General features: G+C 65.0%; 18 protein-coding genes. 14 read left to right on the forward strand and 4 right to left on the reverse strand.

The window, feature by feature from the left end:
* Positions 1 to 6: 6 nt before the first annotated feature.
* Both BM019_RS16205 and BM019_RS16210 read right to left on the reverse strand, forming a co-directional pair.
* A complete protein-coding gene (locus BM019_RS16205) occupies positions 7 to 1236 on the reverse strand; it encodes a CynX/NimT family MFS transporter (RefSeq protein ID WP_092418904.1) in 1230 nt (409 codons plus the stop codon).
* Positions 1223 to 1684, reverse strand: coding sequence for a nucleoside deaminase (locus tag BM019_RS16210; protein ID WP_092418905.1), 462 nt, complete (start codon positions 1682 to 1684; stop codon positions 1223 to 1225). Before BM019_RS16210 ends, BM019_RS16205 begins: the two co-directional genes overlap by 14 nt.
* Before the next feature lie 141 nt (positions 1685 to 1825).
* Here BM019_RS16210 and BM019_RS16215 point away from each other — a divergent pair, with 141 nt between their 5' ends.
* From BM019_RS16215 to BM019_RS16265, 11 genes are all read left to right on the forward strand, one after another.
* Positions 1826 to 2683: a LysR family transcriptional regulator gene (locus BM019_RS16215; RefSeq protein ID WP_092418906.1), complete on the forward strand. Its 858-nt coding sequence runs from the start codon at positions 1826 to 1828 to the stop codon at positions 2681 to 2683.
* 374 nt (positions 2684 to 3057) lie between these two features.
* Positions 3058 to 3873: an energy transducer TonB gene (locus BM019_RS16220; protein WP_092418907.1), complete on the forward strand. Its 816-nt coding sequence runs from the start codon at positions 3058 to 3060 to the stop codon at positions 3871 to 3873.
* Positions 3874 to 3953: 80 nt separating this feature from the next.
* Complete coding sequence (locus BM019_RS16225; protein WP_037034110.1) at positions 3954 to 4679, forward strand: MotA/TolQ/ExbB proton channel family protein; 726 nt, start codon at positions 3954 to 3956, stop codon at positions 4677 to 4679.
* A gap of 1 nt (position 4680) precedes the next feature.
* The gene (locus BM019_RS16230; protein WP_009041659.1) at positions 4681 to 5082 is read left to right on the forward strand and encodes an ExbD/TolR family protein; all 402 of its coding nucleotides are present in this window, start codon (positions 4681 to 4683) and stop codon (positions 5080 to 5082) included.
* A 335-nt stretch (positions 5083 to 5417) separates the two neighbouring features.
* Positions 5418 to 5999 carry an alpha/beta hydrolase gene (locus BM019_RS16235; RefSeq protein WP_085533335.1) on the forward strand — a complete coding sequence of 194 codons (582 nt, stop codon included), beginning with the start codon at positions 5418 to 5420 and terminating at the stop codon, positions 5997 to 5999.
* Between the two features lie 56 nt (positions 6000 to 6055).
* Positions 6056 to 6988: a sigma 54-interacting transcriptional regulator gene (locus tag BM019_RS16240; RefSeq protein WP_009041661.1), complete on the forward strand. Its 933-nt coding sequence runs from the start codon at positions 6056 to 6058 to the stop codon at positions 6986 to 6988.
* A 363-nt stretch (positions 6989 to 7351) separates the two neighbouring features.
* Positions 7352 to 8134, forward strand: a complete 783-nt coding sequence (locus tag BM019_RS16245) for a MetQ/NlpA family ABC transporter substrate-binding protein (RefSeq protein ID WP_092418908.1) — start codon at positions 7352 to 7354, stop codon at positions 8132 to 8134.
* Positions 8135 to 8692: 558 nt separating this feature from the next.
* A complete protein-coding gene (locus tag BM019_RS16250; RefSeq protein ID WP_007925334.1) occupies positions 8693 to 9358 on the forward strand; it encodes an amino acid ABC transporter permease in 666 nt (221 codons plus the stop codon).
* Positions 9339 to 9998: an amino acid ABC transporter permease gene (locus BM019_RS16255; RefSeq protein WP_062824021.1), complete on the forward strand. Its 660-nt coding sequence runs from the start codon at positions 9339 to 9341 to the stop codon at positions 9996 to 9998. The genes BM019_RS16250 and BM019_RS16255 overlap by 20 nt, the downstream gene beginning before the upstream one ends.
* Positions 9995 to 10777, forward strand: coding sequence for an amino acid ABC transporter ATP-binding protein (locus BM019_RS16260; RefSeq protein ID WP_053259239.1), 783 nt, complete (start codon positions 9995 to 9997; stop codon positions 10775 to 10777). The genes BM019_RS16255 and BM019_RS16260 overlap by 4 nt, the downstream gene beginning before the upstream one ends.
* Entirely contained in the window at positions 10774 to 11655 is an 882-nt protein-coding gene (locus tag BM019_RS16265; RefSeq protein ID WP_007925329.1) for a transporter substrate-binding domain-containing protein, read from the forward strand. Before BM019_RS16260 ends, BM019_RS16265 begins: the two co-directional genes overlap by 4 nt.
* A 222-nt stretch (positions 11656 to 11877) precedes the next feature.
* On the opposite strand, the gene BM019_RS16270 is transcribed toward BM019_RS16265, so the two are convergent.
* Positions 11878 to 13074 carry an AAA family ATPase gene (locus BM019_RS16270; RefSeq protein WP_092418909.1) on the reverse strand — a complete coding sequence of 399 codons (1197 nt, stop codon included), beginning with the start codon at positions 13072 to 13074 and terminating at the stop codon, positions 11878 to 11880.
* 237 nt (positions 13075 to 13311) lie between these two features.
* On the opposite strand from BM019_RS16270, the gene BM019_RS16275 reads away from it, so the two are divergent.
* The 3 genes from BM019_RS16275 to BM019_RS16285 are packed head-to-tail and all read left to right on the forward strand — an operon-like array spanning position 13312 to position 18535.
* Complete coding sequence (locus tag BM019_RS16275) at positions 13312 to 14406, forward strand: efflux RND transporter periplasmic adaptor subunit (RefSeq protein ID WP_085533342.1); 1095 nt, start codon at positions 13312 to 13314, stop codon at positions 14404 to 14406.
* Complete coding sequence (locus BM019_RS16280; RefSeq protein WP_092418910.1) at positions 14403 to 15473, forward strand: efflux RND transporter periplasmic adaptor subunit; 1071 nt, start codon at positions 14403 to 14405, stop codon at positions 15471 to 15473. The genes BM019_RS16275 and BM019_RS16280 overlap by 4 nt, the downstream gene beginning before the upstream one ends.
* On the forward strand, positions 15470 to 18535 hold the full coding sequence (locus BM019_RS16285; protein ID WP_092418911.1) for an efflux RND transporter permease subunit: 3066 nt from the start codon (positions 15470 to 15472) through the stop codon (positions 18533 to 18535). Before BM019_RS16280 ends, BM019_RS16285 begins: the two co-directional genes overlap by 4 nt.
* Positions 18536 to 18644: 109 nt before the next feature.
* On the opposite strand, the gene BM019_RS16290 is transcribed toward BM019_RS16285, so the two are convergent.
* The gene (locus BM019_RS16290) at positions 18645 to 19271 is read right to left on the reverse strand and encodes a class I SAM-dependent methyltransferase (protein WP_007925320.1); all 627 of its coding nucleotides are present in this window, start codon (positions 19269 to 19271) and stop codon (positions 18645 to 18647) included.
* Positions 19272 to 19335: the final 64 nt, after the last annotated feature.

A 19335-nucleotide genomic window follows, 5' to 3' on the forward strand; every position in this document is an offset into this window, starting at 1 on the left:
TGATCTTTAAGGCGTCGCAGATGCCAGCTGCGCTGCCGTGGTCGCCATCTGTGGCTCCCGGTAGCTGGAGGGGCTGAATACCCGGGTCAGCACCAGCATGGCCAGCACGCTCAGGATCAGTACCCACCAGGCGCTGATAAAGCTGCCGGTGAGCTGCCGCAGCCAGCCGGTCATCCACGGCGACACGGCGTTGATCAGGAACCCCACCCCTTGCACGAAGGCCGCCAGCTGCCCGGCTTCCCGGGGATCGCGACGGTGGTCGAGGGTGAGGATCAGGCTCAGGGCGAAACAGGCGCCAAGGCCGAAGCCGATCAGCGCCACCCACAGCTGCGGGGCCTGCAGCGGCCACAACACCAGGCCGCTGAAGCCCAGGGCCTGGGCGCTCAGGCTGATGGCGAGCAATGGCCGGCGGTCGTTCTGGCGCTGCGCCAGGGCGGGCATCAACAGCGCGGCGGTGACCTGGAAGAGGGTCATGAACGCCAGCAGCGAACCGCTCTGGGTCGCGCTCCAGCCCAATTGCAGGTAATAGGCCGGCAGCCAGGCGACCATGCTCATGTAGCCGCAATTGACCAGGCCGAAGTACAGCGCCAGCAACCAGGCCCGACGGTTGCGCCACAGGCCGATGGAGGGGGCGTCGAGGCGCTGCCCCGGCCCGGCGAAAGGCAGCAGCCACCACAGCAGCAGCGCCGCCAGCGCCGGTAACAGCCACACTCCGAGCCCGGCCTGCCAATGGGCGAAATGCGTGGCGACCTGCGGGCTGAGCAGCGCCGCGAGGCCGCCGCCGCCCATCAACGAAGCCGAATAAATGCCCATGGCCAAGGCCACCCGTTGCTGGAACTGGCGCTTGATCAGCGCTGGCACCAGTGCCTGGATCAAGGCCACGCCGGCACCGCCGAGCAGGGCCGTGGCGAGCAGGGCCGTGGCGAGCAGGGCGCCGGCCTGGTCGCAGAGCAACCGCGCCAGGCAGGCGCAGAGGATCATCAACAGGCCGAGGGCGACGCCGCGCCGTTCTCCCAGGCGGGCTTCCAGGCGCACCCCGAGCAAGGCCACCAGGCCCATGCAGACCACCGGCAGGCTGGTGAGCCAGGCGCTGCTCTGGAAGCTCATGCCGGTGGCGCCACGAATCTCCATCAGCAGCGGGCTGATGGAGCTGATGATCGGCCGCAGGTTGAGCCCCAGGGCGATCAGCAGGGCCCAGCCGCCGAGGCGGCGCAGACGCGACTCAGCGAGCGGCATGGCGGGCCTGCCAGTCGCGGTAGATCTCGTGCATCGCCGCCTGCGGCAGGTGCTGCACCGGCAAGCGCCGGGCCGCCAGAGGCTGGGCCAGTTGTTCGTAGATCGCCGCCGTGGACAGGCCGAAGGGCGCGGCGCTGGCGTTGTCCGCGGCGAATACCGCGCGCGCCACACCGCACAGGTACATGGCGCTCAAACACATGGGGCAGGGCTGGCCGCTGGCATAGATCACGCAGCCGTCCAGGCGCGGCCCGAGCCGCTGGCTGGCAACCCGGATGGCCAACAGCTCGGCGTGGGCGGTGGGGTCCTGGGTCAGGTGGATCTGGTTGACCGTCTCGGCCAGCACCTGGCCGTCGCGCACCAGTACCGCGCCGAACGGCCGGCCGCCGGCCGCGACGTTTTGCCGGGCCAGTTCGACGGCGCGTTGCAGGTACTCCTGATCGTCTTTCATGGGGGCTCCGTATCGGGCGCGCGGCGTCGCGCCAGTGTTGGGCTGTGCCGCGCTGATCGAGCGCCGAGTATGCTCAGGCCCTGATGTATTCTGAAATTAAATATAACCATGCCAATCAGTGGCATTCAGAATGGTGCTGCCATGTTCGATCCTGTGCTGCTGCGCAGTTTTGTCGCCGTCGTCGACTGCGCCAACTTCACCCGCGCCGCCGAGCGCCTGCACCTCACCCAGTCCACCGTCAGCCAGCAGGTGCGGCGGCTGGAGGAGAGCCTGGACTGCCAGTTGCTCGACCGCGACCAGCGCCGGGTGGTGGCCACCGCCGAGGGCGAGCGTCTGCTGGGCTACGCGCGACGGATCCTGGCCCTCAACGAAGAAGCCAGCGATGTCTTGCTGCATCAACAGAGCGAGGGCGTGTTGCGCCTCGGGGTGCCGGAAGACTTCGCCGCCGAGCGGCTGATGCCGTTGTTGTCGCGCTTCGGCCAGGACCATCCCGGCGTGCGCCTGGAAGTCACCAGCGGGTTGGGCCCGGAATTGACCCGGCTCTATCGACGCGGCGAGTTCGACCTGTTGCTGGTCAAGCAGATGGGCGCCAGCGACGACTGCCTGGCGTCGTGGCCGGAACCCCTGTGCTGGGTCGACAGCCGCGCCACCCCGGCCTTTGGCCGCGATCCGTTGCCGTTGGTGGCGTTCCCGGTGGGCGGTTTGTATCGCCATGAAATGTTGCACCACCTCGAGGTTGGCGGCTGGCGTTGGCGCATCGGTTATTCCAGCGCCAGCCTGGCCAGCGTCTGCTCGGCGGTGGCGGCGGGCCTGGGCATCAGCCTGCTGCCGGTGCGAGTGGTGGGCGCTAGGCATTGCGTGCTCGATGCCGCCAGCGGCTTGCCGGACATCCAGGGCGTGCGCCTGGCGTTATACGGCAGCAGCGGCTTGAGCCGAGCCGGCAAGGCCCTGGAAAGCCAGCTGCTGGCGCTGTGCGAGAGCCAGGTACTGAACGTCTGAACACCCTGTTCAGGGGCGCTTGGGGTCCGCTTTATCGGGTGCGCCCTGATTCCTTTGATCGACGTTCGGTCGGTCTCTTTTACTTCGCCACGGCTGTCGCTTCGCTGCGGTTTTGCCGCGGCGATGCGATGCCTTTGGCGAATATTTTCAATGCTCGCAAAGCATGGCTTTTTGACTCCTTCCCTGCAGCCCTTGATCCGCGCGGCCTGGCGCGAGATGACGGGTTTAAATATGCGTTTTTGATCTATCCATAACTTTAAAGATTACTTTCGGAGATAAGTGTCTGGCGCCAATCATTCAGCCCTCGACGCTGCTCCGGGGGAGTTCGCAGGTGTGGGTCGGGTTATTCGCAAAAGACTGTAGGGAGTTAATCAATGGGCAATGTCCAGACCGCCGCCAGTGCACATGAGGTGCTGTGGCGTCAGGCACCGAGCGGCGATCTGGTCGATCTCGGCCGGCCGCATCGTTTGCCGTTGGGCCAATTGCGTTTGCAGAAGGCTCCCAAGGCCGGGCTGCGGCGGCGCGAGGCGATTGCGCTCGGGGTGATCGCCCTGCTGTTGCACGGTGCGGTGATCTACTGGATCAACCAGCAGCCGACGCCGGTATTGCCGATCGTGCCGCCGGAAATTCCGCCGATGACCATCGAGTTTTCCCGGCCCGCGCCGCCGGTGGTCGAACCGCCGCCACCGCAGCCGGTACAGCCGATGGTGGAGCCGCCACCGCCGGTGGAGGACGAACTGGCGGTCAAGCCGCCACCGCCCAAACCGGTGCCTAAACCCAAACTGCAGCCCAAACCAAAACCGGTGCCCAAGCCCGCGCCGAAACCGGTCCAGCAACAGCCCGCGCCGCCACAACCGGCCGCGCCTGTCGCCGCTCCGGCACCGCCTGCGCCTCCGGCCCCGGCGCCCGTGACCCCGGCTTCGGCGAATGCCGCGTACTTGAAGAACCCGGCGCCGGAATATCCGTCGCTGGCCCAGCGTCGCGGTTGGGAAGGCACGGTGCTGTTGCGGGTGCATGTACTGGCCAGCGGCAAGCCCGGCGAGATCCAGATTCAGAAAAGCAGCGGTCGCCAGCAGCTCGACGACGCGGCGTTATCGGCCGTCAAACGCTGGAGCTTCGTGCCGGCCAAGCAGGGTGATGTCGCCCAGGACGGCTGGGTCAGCGTACCCATCGATTTCAAGATTCATTGAGCCTGCGCCAGGTGCTGTGCCTGGTCGGTCGCTATCGCGAGCAAGCTCGCTCCTACAAGGTTATACAGAGGGAAAAGAACATGACGTTATTGGCATCTCCACTCGAATCCATCGAAAGCGCGGTGATCTGGCTGCTGGTGGTCTTTTCCGTGGCCACCTGGGGCCTGGCCCTGCTCAAGGGCGCGCAGTTCGCCCGCCTCAAGGCCCAGGATCGCAAGTTTCACAAACAGTTCTGGGCCGCCTCCAGCCTCGACTCGGCGGCCGAGCTCAGCGAAACCCAGCCCGGCGCCGCCGCTCGTGTGGCCCAGGCCGGCTACGCGGCGATCCAGGTCGGCGACACAGCGCACGCGGCGGACCTGAGCCAGGCCATCAATCATCAGGACCGCCTGGAGCGCGCCCTGCGCCAGCAGATCGTCCGTGAGCGGCGTTCCCTGGAAACCGGCCTGGCGGTGGTCGCCAGTATCGGCAGCACCTCGCCCTTCATCGGTCTGTTTGGCACCGTGTGGGGGATCATGGAAGCCCTGAAAGGCATCAGCGCGGCGGGCTCGGCGAGCCTGGAAACCGTGGCCGGGCCGATCGGCGCGGCGCTGGTCGCCACCGGCGTGGGGATCGCCGTCGCGGTGCCGGCGGTGCTGGTTTACAACTATTTCCTGCGGCGCCTGAAGCTGACCGCCGCCGACCTCGACGACTTCGCCCATGACTTCTACAGCCTGGCGCAGAAGAGTTCGTTCCGCGTGCTGATCCACCCGACCGCGCACAAGGCCGCGGCCCAGGGCAGCGCGCAGAAAGTGAAGGAGGCGTCCTGACATGGCCTTCTCGACCCAGGACAGCGATGAGGTACTGAGCGAGATCAACGTCACGCCGCTGGTGGACGTGATGTTGGTACTGCTGGTGGTGTTCATCGTCACCGCGCCACTGTTGACCAATGCGATTCCGATCAACCTGCCCAAGACCGAGGCCGTGGCCCCGGTGGAGCAGAAGGACCCGCTGGTGGTGAGCATCGACGGCGCCGGCAAACTCTTTATCAACAAGGACGAGATCCAGCCGGACCTTTTGGAAACCAATCTTCAGGCGGCCAAGGCCAAGGACCCGGAAGTGCGCGTGCAGCTGCAGGCGGACGACGGCGTCAATTACGGCGAAGTGGCCCGTGCCATGGCCTCCATCGAGCGTGCCGGTATCACCAAGCTTTCGGTGATCACCGCCCGCTGACCCAGTGTTGTAAGCCACGACTTTTCAGGCCGTCTCCTTGGCAGGGTGCGGCCTTTTTTTTGCCTGCGATATGGCTCGGGGCGCTGGCCTGGACCGACGCCATCGCGAGCAAGCTCGCTCCTACAAAGCCGGCGGGCGCCACGAACCTGTAGGAGCGAGCTTGCTCGCGATGCAGACACTGCGGTTTGCCGGCCTGAACGCCAGCGTTCGTACAGGATAGGTACAGGTGGTGTTTGATATTCTTTATGGATCTTAATAAATAGCTTCTTATTCCTTAACGAATATAACTCTCGTCCCTATACTCGATCGGGAACAGACACGCAGGAGAGCTCCCCATGCGCAACGAATCAATTCGCTACCTGATTGTGCCGGGCTGGCAAGGATCGCCAGAAGATCATTGGCAAAGCCACTGGCAGAACAGCCTGCCGAACAGTGCGCGGGTGGAGCAGGCCGACTGGCTGACGCCGCGGCGCGAAGACTGGGTCGCGGCGCTGGCCGAGGCGATTGCCGCCGACAGCACCCCGGTGATCCTGATCGCCCACAGCCTGGGTTGCATCACCGTCGCGCACTGGGCCGCCCATGCGCCGGTCAGCGCCTTGCGCCAGGTGCGTGGTGCGTTGCTGGTGGCGCCGGCGGATGTCGAGCGTCCGGCCTGCGCGCCGGCGCTGCGCAATTTCGCGCCGATCCCCAGCGACCTGTTGCCGTTCCCGAGCCAGATAGTCAGCTCCGACAACGACAGCGCCATCAGTGCGCCGCGCGCCCTGGAGCTGGCCCGCAACTGGGGCGCCGAGGCGGGGATCCTGTCCGGTGCCGGGCATATCAACGTCAAGTCCGGGCACCAGCGCTGGGAGCAGGGTTTCGCGTATCTCTATCGCCTGCAAAACCGCATGGAACAGCATTCCCTGCGCCGCGCCTGATTTTTTCTTTTTGTTAAACGCCCCCGCCTGCCAGCGGATTTGGGCGGGAGTCTGCCATGAGTCTGCATGAGTCTTTCGGCCAGCCGCTGCTGACCTTTCCCGATGCTGAAAAAAGCCCGCTGAGCATCCGCGCCAAGGCGCTGGTGTTCGTCGATCCCCGTTCGCGGCAGTTGCGCCAGGAGCTGGAACAGCTGGCGCCGCGAGCGATCTCGGTGTTGATCCGCGGTGAAACCGGCAGCGGCAAGGAGCTGCTGGCCCGGCATATCCACCGCGCCAGCGACCGCAGCGGCCTGTTCGTGTCGGTCAACTGCGGGGCCATCAGCCCTACCTACGCCGACGCCGAACTGTTCGGCTACGCCGCCGGCACCTTCAGCGGTTCGGCCAGCAGCCGCGCCGGCTGGTTCGGCTCGGCCAACGGCGGCACCCTGTACCTGGACGAGATCGGCGACTTGCCGTTGCCGATCCAGATCAAGCTGCTGTCGGCCCTGGAAAATCATGAGGTGACCCGGGTCGGCGCCCATCAGCCGAGCCCGGTGGACGTGCGCTTGGTGGCGGCCACCAGCATCGACCTGGCCCAGGCGGTGGCGGCGGGCAAGTTCCATGAACGGCTGTATCACTACCTCGGCGAGGGCCATCTGGAACTGCCGGCGCTGCGCGAGCGGGTCGGCGACATCCTGTCGTTGGCCGAATACTTCCTCGGCATCTACAGCCAGCGCCTGGACCTGCCGGTGCCGCTGATCAGCGAAGCCGCCCAGCAGGTGCTGGAGCAGCACAGCTGGCCGGGCAATACCCGCGAGCTGGAGAACGTGATTCACTTTGCCCTGCTGGTCAGCAGTGGCGAGGAGATCCTGCCGGAGCACCTGAACCTGCCGCCGCAGCTGTCGCGGCTGGAGCTGGTGGATCAACAGTTGAAGGGCCTGATCGCGGACGGTTCCGCCGCCGAGTTGCAGGCGCTGAAACACCTGCTCAAGCAACACGGCGTGATCTGAAGCCCCCTCCCATTCCTGATTCGTGCAGCGGGCAGCTTTCTGTAGCCGCTGCCGCAGGCTGCGATCGGCTGCGCAGCGGCCACCCATACGACTGCACAATCCCTTTGAAGGCAGCCTGAAAACCTGGCGAGCGCTGCGCGCTCGATCGCAGCCTGCGGCAGCGGCTACAGGGGCATGCACAGCGCCTCAGATGCGGGCTAGAGCGGTCCGATTGTGTATGAACAAAATGGAATATCAACGTGAATAAAAGATATTGTTAAGGCATAAAAAATCCCGGTATTGTCCGCTCCACGCCAGAGATAGCACTTCGCTGGCACCTTCATTACAAAAGCCGTCGTCACTGACGACTCATAAGGACACTGCATGAAAAAGGTTCTGTTGTTCACCGCACTGGCGGCTGCCCTGACTGCCGGTCTGGCCCAGGCTGGCGAGAAACTGGTGGTGGCGGCCACGCCGGTGCCGCACGCCGAGATCCTCGAGCTGATCAAGCCGACCCTGGCCAAGGAAGGCGTGGACCTGGAAATCAAAGTCTTCACCGACTACGTGCAGCCGAACGTGCAGGTCGATCAGAAGCGTCTGGACGCCAACTACTTCCAGACCCTGCCGTACCTGAAGAGCTTCAACGAAGGCAAAGGCACTAACCTGGTGACCGTGGTTGGCGTGCACGTCGAACCGTTCGGCGGCTACTCGAAGAAAGTCAAAACCCTGGCCGAGCTGAAAGACGGCGCGACCATCGCCATTCCGAATGAAGGCAGCAACAGCGGCCGGGCCCTGATCCTGCTGCAGAAGGCCGGCCTGATCGAACTCAAGGACCCGAAAAATGCCCTGGCGACCCCGAAAGACATCGCCAAGAACCCGCACAACTTCAAGTTCAAGGAACTGGAGTCGGCCCTGCTGCCGCGCGTGCTGGACCAGGTCGACCTGGACATGATCAACACCAACTACGCCCTGGAAGCCGGCCTGAACCCGGCCAAGGACGCGCTGGTGATCGAGGGTGCCGATTCGCCTTACGTGAACTTCCTGGTGTCCCGCCCGGACAACAAGGACAGCGCCGCCATCCAGAAACTGGCCAAGGCCCTGACCAGCCCGCAAGTGAAAGAATTCATCGCGAAGAAATACAGCGGCGCGGTACTGCCTGCCTTCTGATGGACTACGCTTAAGTCGTACAAACCCCTTCAAGGTTTAAACGCCGATGGCTTCTACAGCGTCGGCGTTTTTTATTGCCCGCAAGAACGGCTTCACCTTGCTTCTGTAGGAGCGAAGCTTGCTCGCGATCCAGGCGCCGCGGTGTATCGGCAAGGACGCAACTACGGGCAATCAACGATGAAGCGATTTTGCTCAGGAAGGCTTCATGGCCCGGCACAGGGCCTTCAGCCACTTGACGATGTCCTGCGGGTCGAGAGGTTGCGGGGTATTGAGGTCGGTCATTGTTCTTATCGTCCATGTACATGTCTGGCCCGTTGAAGTCGGGGGCCGCTTGTCCGTTCCTTGGAATCAGAAAGATCCCTTGCGGCGTCAGAAAAGTAGCCGGCTCAGGCGCGCATGGCAAACCCCGCAGGTTAGTTTTTTGAGTGATATCAATATGCTTTAACGGTATTTAAATTATTGTTTTTATAGCTTTAAAGTCGATGCCTGCCGGGTGGTTACCCACCGCCCAATGGACTGCACCACCGCCGCTGTACCCCAGCGGCGTCCAGGATTGCCATGACCCTCGACTACGCTTTTATCCTCAGTACGCTGCCGGCCTTCCTCAAGGCCGTGGGCGTGACCTTGCAGGTCGGCCTGATCGCCATCGCCACCTCCCTGTTGGTGGCCCTGATCAACGCCACCATCCTGGTGTTCCGCACCCCCTACCTGCAGCGCCTGATCGGGTTGTACGTGGAGCTGGCGCGCAACACCCCGCTGCTGATCCAGCTGTTCTTCGTCTACTTCGCCCTGCCGGCGCTGGGGCTGAAGATTTCCGGGTTCGCCGCGGCGATCATCACCATGACCTTTCTCGGCGGCGCCTACCTCACCGAGGTGCTGCGCGCCGGCGTCGAAGCGGTGCCGACGGCCCAGCTGGAGTCGGGGCGCTCCATCGGCCTGTCGCACTGGCAGCTGCTGCGCTACGTGATCCTGCCGCAGGCCGGGATCCTCAGCCTGCCGTCGTTGTTTGCCAACTTCATCTTCCTGCTTAAGGAAACCACCGTGGTCTCGGCGGTGGCGGTGCCGGAGATTCTCTACACCACCAAGAGCTACATCGCCCTCTACTACAAGACCTACGAAATGCTCGCCGTGCTCACGCTGATCTGCGTGCTGCTGTTCTTGCCGCTGTCGCTGTTGCTCAGCCGTCTGGAAAGGAGGCTGCAACATGGCCAGTTCGGGTCTTGAACTGCTCTGGGTGTCTTTGCCGCAACTGGGCAAGGGCGCCGCGCAGACGTTATCGATCTCCCTGCTGAGCATCGCTTTCAGCACCGTCGGCGGCGTGCTCTATGGCGTGCTGCGGACCCTCGAGCGCAAATGGCTGAACGCCGTGCTGCGCATCTACCTGGAGCTGTTCCGGGCGATCCCGGTGCTGGTCTGGCTGTACCTGCTGTTCTTCGGTTTCCCGATCTTCTTCGGCATCAGCATTCCCAGCTTCACCTGCGCGGTGCTGGTGCTGTCGCTGTGGGGCGCCAGCGAAGTCGGCGAGGTGGTGCGCGGCGCCCTGCATTCGCTGCCCCGTGGCCAGCGCGAGGCGGGGCTGTCGATCGGCCTGTCCGACCCGCAGCTGTACGGTTACGTGCTGCTGCCCCAGGCGCTGAAACGCATGACGCCGCCGACCATCAACGTCTACACACGGATCATCAAGACCAGCTCGCTGGCGGTGCTGATCGGCGTGGTGGACGTGATCAAGGTCGGCCAGCAGATCATCGAGCGCACCTACGAATCGGTGCTGATCTACGGCGCCCTGTTCCTGTTTTTCTTCTTTATCTGCTACCCGCTGTCGGCCGCCTCGCGCGTGCTGGAGCGGCGCTGGACGCAAGCATGAGCGCACTGATCGAGTTCCAGGGTTTCAACAAGTTTTTCGGCGAGCAGCAGGTGCTCAAGGACATCGACCTCAAGGTCGCCCAGGGCGAAGTGGTGGTGATTCTCGGCCCCAGCGGCTGCGGTAAGTCCACCTTGCTGCGCTGCCTCAATGGTCTGGAAAAAGCCCACGGCGGCCACCTGAGATTCGCCGGCCAAGAGCTGCTGGACCCGGCCACCGACTGGCGCCAGGTGCGCCAGGACATCGGCATGGTGTTCCAGAGCTACCACCTGTTCCCGCACATGAGCGTGCTCGACAACATCCTGCTCGGCCCGCTCAAGGTGCAGAAACGCGACCGCCGCGAAGCTCGCGCCCAGGCCGAGGCGCTGCTGGAACGGGTGGGCCTCCTGGACAAGCGCGATGCCTTCCCGCGCCAGCTCTCCGGCGGCCAGCAGCAACGCATCGCCATCGTTCGTTCGCTGTGCATGAACCCGCAGGTGATGCTGTTCGACGAGGTCACCGCGGCGCTGGACCCGGAGATGGTCAAGGAGGTGCTGCAAGTGATCCAGGGCCTGGCCCGGGACGGCATGACCCTGTTGATCGTCACCCACGAAATGGCCTTCGCCCGCGCGGTGGCCGACCGCATCGTGTTCATGGATGCCGGGCGCATCCTCGAACAGCACCCTCCCGAGATCTTCTTTACGAACCCGCGGACCGCACGAGCGCAGCAGTTCCTGGAGAAATTCTCCTTCGTTGAAACACTGCCAAAAAAGATCCCTGCAAAGGAACTGGAGCTCTTATGAAAACTGCCAAGTCTTCGCTACTGCTACTCCCGCTGTTCGGCCTCGCCCTGCTGGCCGGCTGCGATAAATCCGCCGAAGCGCCCAAGCCCGCGGCCAGCGCCAGCGCTGCCCCGGCGGCCGGCTACCTGGACAAGATCAAGGCCCGCGACAAGCTGATCGTCGGCGTATTCACCGACAAGCCGCCGTTCGGTTTCGTCGATGAGACCGGCCGCTATGTGGGCTTCGATACCGATATCGGGCGGCAATTCGCCAAGGACCTGCTGGGCGACGAGAATAAGGTGGAGTTCGTCGCGGTGGAGCCGGCCAGCCGCATTCCGTTCCTGCAGAGCGACAAGGTCGACCTGATCCTGGCCAACATGACCGTCACCCCGGAGCGCAAGGAAGCGGTGGAGTTCACCAACCCCAACCTCAAGGTCGCGGTGCAGGCCCTGGTGCCTGATGGCAGCGAAGTGAAGAGCCTGGATGACCTGGCGAGCCGCACCACCATCGTCACCACCGGCACCACCGCCGATATCTGGCTGACCAAGAACCACCCGGACTGGAAGCTGCTGAAGTTCGAGAAGAACTCCGAGTCCCTGCAAGCCCTGGCCAACGGCCGCGGCGATGCCTATGCCCAGGACAACCTGATCCTGTTCAGCTGGTCCAAGCAGAACCCGGGTTACCGCGTACTACCGCAGACCCTAGGGGAGCAGGCGCCAATCGCGCCGGCGGTGAAGAAGGGCAATATCGAACTGCGTGACTGGGTCAACGCCGAACTGGCCAAGCTGGGCGAGGACAAGTACCTGCTCAAGCTTTACGACCAGTACGTGCGCAAGGAACTGAGCGACGACACCAAGCCTGAAAGCGTGATTGTCGAAGGCGGCAAGTGGCAGGGGTGACAGTCTGTGCCTGAGCCCCTGTAGCCGCTGCCGCAGGCTGCGATCGACCCGGGCCGCGTTCGGAGAACGGTCGCAGCGGTTTCAAGGTCGCCGAGGTCCTTCGGACCTATCGCAGCCTGCGGCAGCGGCTACAGGGATTGCATGCGACCATGCCGGCAAGCATTGCACCCCGTAGGAGCAAGGGGGACGCCTGGTTCTTGCCCGCGATATTTTTGAGGCCGCTCAATCCGGCCAATACCACGCCGGTTCATCGAGCATCCCCTGGCCGACGATTTCGGTCTGGCCGAAATTTTTCTCCAGCACGATGCAGTTGCACTCCGGGTGTTGCTGCAACGCCGCGATCAACCGGCTGGCATGGGATACCACCCACACCTGGCACTGCTGCGAGGCGCGAATGATCAGGCGCGCCAAGGCCGGCAGCAGGTCCGGGTGCAGGCTGGTTTCCGGTTCGTTGAGCACCATCAGCGTCGGTGGCCGTGGCGTCAGCAGGGCGGCGACCAGCAGCAGGTAGCGCAGGGTGCCGTCCGACAGCTCCGCCGCCGACAGCGGCCGCAGCAGGCCGTCCTGATAGAACTGCACGCCGAACAACCCGCCCGGCACGGCATCGATCTCCAGCCGCGAACCCGGAAAGGCGTCGCTGATGGTTTCGCGCAGCGCCTGCTGATCGCCCACTTCGATGATGGTCTGCAACGCCGCCGCCAGGTCGCGGCCGTCGTGGTGCAGCACCGGCGTGCGCGTGCCCAGCTGTGGCCGGCGCGCGGGGGCCTGGCTGTCGGTACGGAAGTGATCGTAAAACCGCCAGCCGCGAATCTGCTCGCGCAAATGCAGGACCTCGGGCGATGAACGCAGGTTGCCGACCTGGTCGAACAGGCTGTCGCCGCTGGAGGTGTGCTGCGCCAGGACTTCCCACTGCTGCCCCTGGCGTGCCCGCACCATCGGCCCCTGGCGATCCACCAGCACGCTGGCCGGGCGATACACCGGCCCGCTCCAGATGCTCTCGCGCTTGATCCGCGGGTCGAGGGTGAAGCGCGACGGAATCGGTGTGCTGTGCCCGGGCAGCATGAAATGGCCGCTCGAGTCCGGCAGCCCCAGGCCGATCGAGTAACCGAAGTCCTCGCCGGCAAAGCCCAGTTGCAGGCGCTTGACGGTTTTGCGTGGCCCGCCCTGGATCGCCACCTCGCCACGGCTCATGCGCCGGCTGATCTGTTCCGGCCCGGCCCAGAAGGTCGACTCCAGGCCGCCTTCGCTGGCCAGCGCGTTGACCACCCCGCCCTGGGCGGTTTCCGCCAGCAGGCGCAGGGCCTTGTACAGGTTGGACTTGCCGCTGCCGTTGGGGCCGGTGATCAGGTTCAGCCGCTGCAGCGGAATCACCAGTTTGTTGATCGAGCGGTAATTGGCCACTGCCAGGGTCTTGAGCATGCCGGGGCTCCTTGTGCATGGAGGCGCAGTGTGCCTGATTGGTGCCGATTGTGTAGCCGCCGCGACAGCTCCCCAGGACTTCCTGCGTTCGCTAAAGCAGCGCCCGCGTTGCGCTCGATCGCAGCCTGCGGCAGCGGCTACAGGGTTTGTGATCCCCTTGCGTGCAGCAGTGGAACCCTGTTCTAAGCTCACAGTCGTATCGTCACCTGTACGATGGCGTCGCGCCAAGGAGCCTGCATGGCTGGTCTCGAATCGAAGTGGATAGTGGGTTTGATGCTGGCTGCTCTACTGAGCGGTTGTGGCGCGGAAAAACCGAGCGAAAAGGAGCGGCCGCGGGTGCGCGTGCAGCAGGTGCAGACCCGCGATTTCGCCGCGCAGGTGACCCTGACCGGCGATGTGCAGGCGCGGGTGCAGACCGAGTTGTCGTTCCGCGTCGGCGGCAAGATCATCCAGCGCCTGGTCGACGTCGGCGACCGGGTCACGGCCAGACAGGTCCTGGCCCGGCTCGACCCGAAAGACCTGCAGACCAATGTCGATTCCGCCGCCGCCTCGGTGTTCGCCGAACAGGCACGGGTCAAGCAGACCAGCGCGGCCTTCGTCCGCCAGCAGAAACTCCTGCCCAAGGGCTATACCAGCCAGAGCGAATACGATGCCGCCCAGGCGGCGCTGCGCAGCAGCCAGAGCGCCCTGAGCGCGGCCCAGGCGCAGTTGGCCAACGCCCGCGAGCAACTGAGCTACACCGCGCTGATCGCCGACGCGCCGGGGGTGATCACCGCGCGCCAGGCCGAAGTCGGCCAGGTGGTGCAGGCCACGGTGCCGATCTACAGCCTGGCCCGCGACGGCGAGCGCGACGCCGTGTTCAACGTCTACGAATCGCTGCTGGTGGCCCCGCCGAAGCAAGGCGCGATCACCGTCAGCCTGCTGGACAACCCGAACATCAAGACCACCGGCAAGGTGCGTGAAGTCACCCCGGTGGTGTCGGCGCAGAGCGGCACGGTGCAGGTCAAGGTGGCCCTCGACGGCCTGCCGGCGGGCATGGACCTGGGCTCGGTGGTCAGCGCCAGCGCCCACGCGGCCGGCCAAGCCAGTGTCGAGCTGCCCTGGGCGGCGCTGACCAAGAACCTCAACGAGCCGGCCGTATGGCTGGTGGGCGAGGACGGCAAGGCTACCCTGCACACCGTCACGGTGGGGCGCTACCAGACCGGCAAGGTGATCATCAGCGACGGCCTCAAGGGCGGCGAAAAAGTGGTGATCGCCGGCGGCCAGTTGTTGCACCCGGGGATGCTCGTCGAGATCGTTGCCGAGACCGGCACCCAAGGAGCCCAGCCATGAAGCGCCTGTCCCTGCTGTTGTGCGCCGGCCTGACGCTGGGCGCCTGCTCCAAGGAAGAACCGGCGCCCGAGCCGGTGCGTCCGGTGCTGTCGTTCGAGGTGCGCGCCGAGTCCGAGGAAAGCCTCGGGCGGTTCGCCGGGAGCATCCAGGCCCGCTATGAAACCAACCTCGGTTTCCGGGTGCCGGGGCGCATCGCCAATCGCAACGTCGATGTCGGCGCCGAGGTGGGCAAGGGCGCCTTGCTCGCCACCCTCGACCCCACCGACCAGCAGAACCAGTTGCGTTCGGCCCAGGGCGACCTGGCCCGGATCGAGGCGCAATGGATCAATGCCCAGGCCAACGCCCGGCGCCAGCAGCAATTGTTCGACCGTGGCGTCGGCGCCCAGGCGCAGCTGGATATCGCCCAGACCGACCTGAAGACCACCCGTGCTTCGTTGGACCAGGCCAGGGCCGCGGTCAGCCAGGCCCGCGACCAACTCGCCTACAGCGAGCTGCGCACCGATCACGGCGGCGTGGTCACCGCCTGGAACGCCGAGGCCGGCCAGGTGGTCAGCGCCGGCCAGCAGGTGGTGACCCTGGCCCGTCCGGACATCAAGGAAGCGGTGATCGACCTGCCCGCGACGCTGGTGGACCAGTTGCCGGCCGACGTGGTGTTCAAGGTCGCCTCGCAGCTGGACCCGAGCATCAACACCACCGCCATCGTGCGTGAAATCGAACCCCAGGCGCAGAGCGCCACCCGCACCCGGCGCTCGCGCCTGACCCTCACCGAAACCCCCGAAGCGTTCCGCCTCGGCACGGCCATCAGCGTGACCCTCAGCTCGGCCATCGTCCCGCGCACCGAGGTGCCGCTGTCGGCCTTGCAGGAAGTGGATGGCCAGACCCGGGTCTGGATCGTCGACCCGCAGGCGCAGACCGTGGCGCCGCGCGAGGTCACGGTGCTCAGCCGGGACCATGACTCGGCATTGATCGGCAGCGGGATCAAAATCGGCGAGCGGGTGGTGAGCGCCGGAGTGAACAGCCTCAAACCGGGGCAGAAAGTCAAAATCGACGAGGGCAGCCCACGATGACGCCGGTCACAAAAGGGAGCTTCAATTTATCCGAGTGGGCCATCAGGCATCAGTCGTTCGTCTGGTACCTGATGTTCGTCGCCCTGCTGATGGGCGTGTTCTCCTACATGAATCTGGGGCGCGAGGAAGACCCGTCCTTCACCATCAAGACCATGGTCATCCAGACCCGCTGGCCGGGCGCGACCCAGGAGGAAACCCTCAAGCAGGTCACCGACCGCATCGAGAAAAAACTCGAAGAGCTGGACTCCCTCGACTACGTGAAAAGCTACACCCGCCCCGGCGAGTCGACGGTGTTCGTCTACCTGCGCGACACCACCAGCGGCAAGGACATTCCCGAAATCTGGTACCAGGTGCGCAAGAAGATCAACGACATTCGCGGCGACTTCCCCCAGGGCCTGCAAGGGCCGGGGTTCAACGACGAATTCGGTGACGTGTTCGGCTCGGTCTATGCCTTTACCGCCGACGGCCTGAGCATGCGCCAGCTGCGCGACTACGTGGAGCAGGTGCGCGCCGAGGTCCGCGAGGTGCCGAACCTGGGCAAGGTGGAGATGGTCGGCGAGCAGGACGAAGTCATCTACCTGAACTTCTCCACACGCAAGCTGGCGGCGCTGGGCATCGACCAGCGCCAGGTCCTGCAGAGCCTGCAATCGCAGAATGCGGTGACCCCGGCGGGGGTGATCGAGGCCGGGCCGGAGCGGATTTCCGTGCGCACCTCGGGGCAGTTCGCTTCCGAGAAAGACCTGGCCACGGTCAACCTGCGGCTCAACGAGCGCTTCTATCGCCTGGCGGATATCGCCGAGATCAGCCGCGGCTACGTCGATCCTTCGACGCCGCAGTTCCGTTTCAACGGCCAGCCGGCCATCGGCCTGGCGATCGCCATGAAGAAGGGCGGCAACATCCAGGACTTCGGCAAGGCCCTGCACGCCAAGATGGACCAGCTCACCGCCGAGCTGCCGGTGGGCGTAGGCGTACACACGGTGTCGGACCAGGCCGAGGTGGTGGAAAAAGCCGTCGGCGGCTTTACCAGCGCGCTGTTCGAGGCGGTGGTGATCGTGCTGGTGGTGAGTTTCGTCAGCCTGGGCGTGCGCGCCGGGCTGGTGGTGGCGTGCTCGATCCCGCTGGTGCTGGCGATGGTCTTCGTCTTCATGGAATACAGCGGCATCACCATGCAGCGGATTTCCCTCGGTGCGCTGATCATCGCCCTGGGCCTTCTGGTGGACGACGCGATGATCACCGTGGAGATGATGGTCACGCGCCTGGAGATGGGCGAGAGCAAGGAGCAGGCGGCGACCTTCGCCTACACCTCCACAGCGTTCCCGATGCTCACCGGGACCCTGGTGACGGTCGCCGGCTTCGTGCCCATCGGCCTCAACGCCAGTTCCGCCGGCGAGTACACCTTCACCCTGTTCGCGGTGATCGCCGTGGCCATGCTGGTGTCGTGGATAGTCGCCGTGCTGTTCGCCCCGGTGATCGGCGTGCATATCCTCAGCACCAATGTGAAGCCCCACTCCGAGGAGCCGGGCCGCATCGGCCGCGCCTTCAACGGCGGCCTGCTGTGGGCCATGCGCAACCGCTGGTGGGCCATCGGTATCACCGTCCTGGCGTTCGTGCTGTCGGTGGTCGGCATGCGCTTCGTGCAGAACCAGTTCTTCCCGTCCTCGGACCGGCCGGAGATTCTCGTCGACCTCAACCTGCCGCAGAACGCCTCGATCGCCGAGACCCGCATGGCGGTGGATCGCCTGGAAGCGACCCTCAAGGACGACCCGGACATCGAGCGCTGGAGCACTTACATCGGCGAAGGTGCGATCCGTTTCTACCTGCCGCTGGACCAGCAACTGCAGAACCCCTACTACGCGCAGCTGGTGATCGTCAGCAAGGGCCTGGAGTCGCGCACGGCGTTGACCGAACGCCTGAAAAAACGCCTGCGCGACGACTTCGTCGGCATCGGCAGCTACGTCCAGGCCCTGGAAATGGGCCCGCCGGTGGGGCGGCCGATCCAGTACCGGGTCAGCGGCAAGGACATCGACCAGGTGCGCAAGCACGCCATCGAGCTGGCCACCGAACTGGACAAGAACGCGCACATCGGCGAGATCATCTACGACTGGAACGAGCCGGGCAAAGTGCTGCGCATCGACATCGCCCAGGACAAGGCCCGCCAGTTGGGGCTGTCTTCGGAGGACGTGGCGCAGTTGATGAACAGCATCGTCAGTGGCTCCACCGTGACCCAGGTGCATGACGACATCTACCTGATCAACGTGGTCGGCCGGGCCGACGACAGCGAGCGCGGTTCCCCGGAAACCCTGCAGAACCTGCAGATCGTCAACCCCAACGGCACCTCGATTCCGCTGCTGGCCTTCGCCACCGTGCGTTACGAACTGGAGCAGCCGCTGGTCTGGCGCCGTGACCGCAAGCCGACCATCACCATCAAGGCCTCGGTGCGTGACGAAATCCAGCCGACCGACCTGGTCAGGTTGCTCAAGCCCGACATCGACACGTTCGCCGCCAGCCTGCCGGTCGGTTATTCGGTAGCCACCGGCGGCACGGTGGAGGAGAGCGGCAAGGCCCAGGGGCCGATCGCCAAGGTGGTGCCGTTGATGCTGTTCCTCATGGCGACCTTCCTGATGATCCAGCTGCACAGCGTGCAGAAGCTGTTCCTGGTGGCCAGCGTCGCGCCCCTGGGGCTGATCGGCGTGGTCCTGGCGCTGGTGCCGACGGGCACGCCCATGGGCTTTGTGGCGATCCTCGGGATTCTCGCGCTGATCGGCATCATCATCCGCAACTCGGTGATCCTGGTGACCCAGATCGACGAATTCGAGCGCGCCGGTCATTCATCCTGGGACGCGGTGGTGCAAGCCACCGAGCACCGGCGCCGGCCGATCCTGCTGACCGCCGCGGCGGCCAGCCTGGGCATGATCCCCATCGCCCGGGAAGTGTTCTGGGGGCCGATGGCCTACGCCATGATCGGCGGCATCATCGTCGCCACCCTGCTGACGCTGCTGTTCCTGCCGGCGCTGTACGTGGCCTGGTACAAGATCAAGGAGCCGAAGAAGGAGGCAGCCTGAGGACCGTTATCGCGAGCAATCGAGCGTCGACCGGCTGCTCCTACAGGGGAATGTGTTCAATCTGTAGGAGCGAGCGTGCTCGCGAAAAAGGCTCAATAACGACGCAGGCTCAAACCTTGCGCCACACGCTCGCCAGCCACGGCTGCTGCTCCCGCGGCAGGCCGGCGGGCCGGTAGTAATGCTCCAGCTCGACAAACCCTGCCGCGGTGAGCAATTGCTGCCAGGCCGCCAGGTCGTGGTAGGCGCCATAACGCGCGCCGTTCCAGCCTTCGCGGTTGTCGCCGCGCGGGTTGGAACTGAACAGCACGCCGCCGGGTTTCAGCGTGGCGTGCAGTTGGCGCAGCACCCGCGGCAACTCCTGCGAGGGGATATGAAACAGCACGGCGTTGGCGAAGATGCCGTCGAAGCGCTCGGCGGGCAGGTCGAGCTTGAGAAAGTCCTGCTGCCAGACCTCGCAGCCGCTGTCGTCCCGGGCCATCTGGGCAAAACGCTCGGAGCCGTCGAGGCCGACCGCGATATGACCCAGGCGCGTGAAGGTTTGCAGGTCGCGCCCGGGGCCGCAGCCGAAGTCCAGCAGGGTGAAGGGCGCCGTGCCCTGGATATGTCGAAGCAGCGCGTCGATGTTCTGGCTGACATCGTGGTCGCGGGTGCCTTCGCGGAAATCTTCGGCCACCTGGTTGTAGTGACCCAGGGTGGTGGAGGTGATCTGGTCGAGGTCGTCGGGAGCGAGTTTCATGGCGGGCTGCGTTGGCTGGAGTGATGTGCCGAATATACTCCAAGGGCATTGACCCGGGTTTGGT

This window comes from Pseudomonas sp. NFPP07, from assembly GCF_900115645.1.
GTDB classification, from domain to species: Bacteria; Pseudomonadota; Gammaproteobacteria; order Pseudomonadales; family Pseudomonadaceae; genus Aquipseudomonas; species Aquipseudomonas chlororaphis.

Excerpts from the sequence above, each read along its gene's own strand:
- BM019_RS16240 (WP_009041661.1), top strand. The coding sequence starts at position 6,056 with ATGAGTCTGCATGAGTCTTTCGGCCAGCCGCTGCTGACCTTTCCCGAT.
- BM019_RS16265 (WP_007925329.1), top strand. The coding sequence starts at position 10,774 with ATGAAAACTGCCAAGTCTTCGCTACTGCTACTCCCGCTGTTCGGCCTC.
- BM019_RS16260 (WP_053259239.1), top strand. The coding sequence starts at position 9,995 with ATGAGCGCACTGATCGAGTTCCAGGGTTTCAACAAGTTTTTCGGCGAG.
- BM019_RS16235 (WP_085533335.1), top strand. The coding sequence starts at position 5,418 with ATGCGCAACGAATCAATTCGCTACCTGATTGTGCCGGGCTGGCAAGGA.
- BM019_RS16210 (WP_092418905.1), bottom strand. The coding sequence starts at position 1,684 with ATGAAAGACGATCAGGAGTACCTGCAACGCGCCGTCGAACTGGCCCGG.
- BM019_RS16215 (WP_092418906.1), top strand. The coding sequence starts at position 1,826 with ATGTTCGATCCTGTGCTGCTGCGCAGTTTTGTCGCCGTCGTCGACTGC.
- BM019_RS16230 (WP_009041659.1), top strand. The coding sequence starts at position 4,681 with ATGGCCTTCTCGACCCAGGACAGCGATGAGGTACTGAGCGAGATCAAC.
- BM019_RS16205 (WP_092418904.1), bottom strand. The coding sequence starts at position 1,236 with ATGCCGCTCGCTGAGTCGCGTCTGCGCCGCCTCGGCGGCTGGGCCCTG.
- BM019_RS16270 (WP_092418909.1), bottom strand. The coding sequence starts at position 13,074 with ATGCTCAAGACCCTGGCAGTGGCCAATTACCGCTCGATCAACAAACTG.
- BM019_RS16220 (WP_092418907.1), top strand. The coding sequence starts at position 3,058 with ATGGGCAATGTCCAGACCGCCGCCAGTGCACATGAGGTGCTGTGGCGT.
- BM019_RS16280 (WP_092418910.1), top strand. The coding sequence starts at position 14,403 with ATGAAGCGCCTGTCCCTGCTGTTGTGCGCCGGCCTGACGCTGGGCGCC.
- BM019_RS16290 (WP_007925320.1), bottom strand. The coding sequence starts at position 19,271 with ATGAAACTCGCTCCCGACGACCTCGACCAGATCACCTCCACCACCCTG.
- BM019_RS16225 (WP_037034110.1), top strand. The coding sequence starts at position 3,954 with ATGACGTTATTGGCATCTCCACTCGAATCCATCGAAAGCGCGGTGATC.
- BM019_RS16275 (WP_085533342.1), top strand. The coding sequence starts at position 13,312 with ATGGCTGGTCTCGAATCGAAGTGGATAGTGGGTTTGATGCTGGCTGCT.
- BM019_RS16255 (WP_062824021.1), top strand. The coding sequence starts at position 9,339 with ATGGCCAGTTCGGGTCTTGAACTGCTCTGGGTGTCTTTGCCGCAACTG.
- BM019_RS16245 (WP_092418908.1), top strand. The coding sequence starts at position 7,352 with ATGAAAAAGGTTCTGTTGTTCACCGCACTGGCGGCTGCCCTGACTGCC.
- BM019_RS16285 (WP_092418911.1), top strand. The coding sequence starts at position 15,470 with ATGACGCCGGTCACAAAAGGGAGCTTCAATTTATCCGAGTGGGCCATC.
- BM019_RS16250 (WP_007925334.1), top strand. The coding sequence starts at position 8,693 with ATGACCCTCGACTACGCTTTTATCCTCAGTACGCTGCCGGCCTTCCTC.